The organism is Vibrio sp. 2033 (assembly GCF_033339735.1).
Map to the genome: position 1 here is coordinate 1 of NZ_JAWOVC010000274.1, position 763 is coordinate 763.

General features: G+C 41.4%; 1 pseudogene. It reads right to left on the reverse strand.

What is annotated here, in order from left to right:
- Nucleotides 1-661 (reverse strand): annotated as a pseudogene (locus R7P74_RS26040) (methyl-accepting chemotaxis protein); the annotation flags it as partial.
- Nucleotides 662-763 lie beyond the last annotated feature (102 nt).

The window sequence follows — 763 nt, forward strand, 5'->3', positions numbered from 1 at the left end:
TCGATGATGAGAAAGCTTCAAACTGCTCTTCCACGGCGTGAGATAGCGCGCGAGTTTCGCCCAGTAAACCTTTGTTGTACGCCACACCAATGACTTGTTTTTGAGCTGCAAGTTGTTTCGCTGACTCTAACAGTTCTGGAACGTATAGGTCAGACAGTTTGCTTGAGTCAAATTCGCCCATTTTCACCGCATTATCAAACTGGATAAGAGAAAGGATTTGCTGATGGTCGGCGCTTTTCTTTGCTTCAAGTAGCAGGTTTTCGTAACGCGCAAGAATGCCACTTTCTTTGTCTAGGCCATACTTTTGAGAAGCGGAAACTAATGCTTGGAAACCTTTTTGATAAGCGAGTAAATCCTGCTTGAAACGCTGACTTGACGGTAGGTCGTATCGGTTTAGGATTTGAGCGAGCTCTTTCTCGGTGCTTAAAAACTTATCAACATTACTATCAAATTTATCTAAGTATTTGACATTGCTGCGAAGTAAAAAGTCTTTCTCATTACGTCGCAAGTTGAGTAAGCGTATTTCTAAATCACCGACAAGTTTTACTGCGTGGTTGAGTTCATTGCTCTGATTTGCGAAATGAGATGAGGTACCCAAAAGGGTCACAATGCCTAAAATGGCGATAACTCCGAGGAAGTAGAGTTTTTGCCTAATAGTCATATTGTTGTTTCCTGAATAAGTGACTAAAAAAGAGAAATCCAATCAGATTTCCAAGGGCTAGCAAACGTTGTTCAACTAACATGTCGTGAAAATGACATGCCT